Below are 1,930 nucleotides of genomic sequence, written 5' to 3'. Positions count from 1 at the left end.
CGCGGGCCGTTCATCGTTTAAATTCATTTTTCATTTTTATTGAAGGCGCGCGCGGTAGGGTCTACTTGCTAGAAACGCTCTTTTTCCTCTTCTCCTGCTGTTCAAACATCCTCCTGATCTCCTGAACCGTGTTTATCTCCTCCGGCCTCCTGTCCTCCCTGAGCCTGATGAACCTCGGAAATCTCAGCCCCATGCCAGCGGTGTGTTTTTCCGCGGGGCTGATTTGGATCTCCTCAAAAGTTATCTCAAAAACGACCTTAGGCTCAAAATACCAGTCGCACTCCAGCTCTATGTCCACGTCCGGGTGCGGTTCCTTTAGCTTTAATGGCTCCATGAGCTTTGTCAGCTCCTCAAGGTCTTCGTCCGTGTATCCGCTCCCGCATTTGGTTACTGTGCGATACCTCCCGCTCTCCTCGTCCAGAGCCGCGAGCACATAGCTCCCAAAATATCCGGCCCGCCTCCCCCTCCCGTGTAGCGCCCCCACTACTACTAGGTCGAGAGTCTCCAGAGTTGGCTTGAGTTTGAGCCAGAGGAACTCCCTTCTCCCCGCGCGATAAACTGAGCTTAATTCCTTCGCCAACAGGCCCTCATGCCCCATGTCGAGTGAGTGCTTTAGGAACTTGTTTATTTCGTCAACATCTCCGCTCACTATTTGCTCAACCGGCATGACCTTGCCGGGGATTGGAGATATTATCCTCTCGAGCTCCCTCCTGCGCTCTGTGTAAGGTTTGTCCAGCCATATGCTCCCGTTGCTCAGCAAAACGTCGAAGACATGGATCTCCACTGGGATCTGCTCAATCGCCTCCTTTATCTCGTATTTTCTCCTCCGCTTTAGCACCTCCTGGAATGGCATGGGCTTGTTGGTCTTTTTGTCAATCGCCACAAGCTCCGCGTCAACTATCGCTCTGCTCGGCTTCAGCGCGTTTCTGATCGGTTCTACCAAATCTGGGAACATGCTTGTGTAATCCTCCATCCGCCTCGTGAAAAGAATGACATTGTCTCCGTCCTTGTGCGCCTGTATTCTTATGCCGTCAAGCTTTATCTCAAACGCCGCCTTTCCCCCCATTCTTTCAAGTATCTCCTCTATGGATTCCGCGCGCTGGGCGAGCATTGGGTTGACTGGGTGCCCGACCTCTATCCTGAGCTTTTTCAGGCCCTCCTCCCCGCCAGTTGATACTGCCTTTGCAACCAGCGAGTAATCCGTGGTGAGCATGTAAGCGTGCTCAACCATCTCCGCCGGAACTCCAAAAGCGCTCGCTATCGCATCTCGCAGCCTACCTTCTGCGACGCCGATGCGCAGGTCACCGAGCACGGTTCTCACTATGAACTTTGCCTCAAGTGGGGTCGCGCTAGAGAGCAGTTCGGTTATTGAGGCAATTTTTCTATCCACAGATCCCTCCCCGACTATTTCAGGGAGGCTTTTAATGTTTTCAAAAACCTTCTCCACTGAAAGCGGCTTCGCGAAAAATGTAGCCTGCTTTTTGCGCTCCATCAACTGCCTCGCGACCTCCCCGAGATCTCCAACCTGCCTCATCAGCTCCTCAACTTTGGATAGCGGGTGGCCGGAGGCCATTGAGATCGCCTTTTTCAACTGCTGGAGCCCAACCCCAGTTTCCTTGGATACATAGGTTGGCCACGGCCTGCCCATTAGAAGCAAGACCACCATTTCGATCATTTCCGGGGGGGTTTTCTTAAGCAGTTCGGCTATCAGCGCGTTTTTCTCCAAATAAGAGGAGGTCCCCTCAAGCCTCTCAAATGCTTTAGCCAATTCAGAATATAGCATAAATTCCCCAAAATTGATTTAGCGGGAAATCAAAAAGGTTTTCCGTATGAAGCTAGAGGCCATCGAGGCGTTCAAAAACCTTAGGGCGGGGGACTTTAGGATGCTCGAGACTCTTGAGAGGTGGATGAGGAGGTACGAATTTGTTCC

The 1,930-nt window shown here is 52.1% G+C and carries 1 protein-coding gene; it reads right to left on the bottom strand.

The window, feature by feature from the left end; genetic code table 11:
• Window positions 1-61: 61 nt before the first annotated feature.
• Window positions 62-1,783, bottom strand: a complete 1,722-nt coding sequence (locus ACP5PX_RS08135; protein ID WP_428085447.1) for an ATP-dependent DNA ligase — start codon at window positions 1,781-1,783, stop codon at window positions 62-64.
• Window positions 1,784-1,930 lie beyond the last annotated feature (147 nt).

The sequence above is a fragment of the Hadarchaeum sp. (SeqCode) genome, assembly GCF_049969415.1.
GTDB lineage: Archaea > Hadarchaeota > Hadarchaeia > Hadarchaeales > Hadarchaeaceae > Hadarchaeum.
Note: the sequence above shows the minus strand (reverse complement) of the source record. Positions and strands in the feature narration are given on the sequence as shown.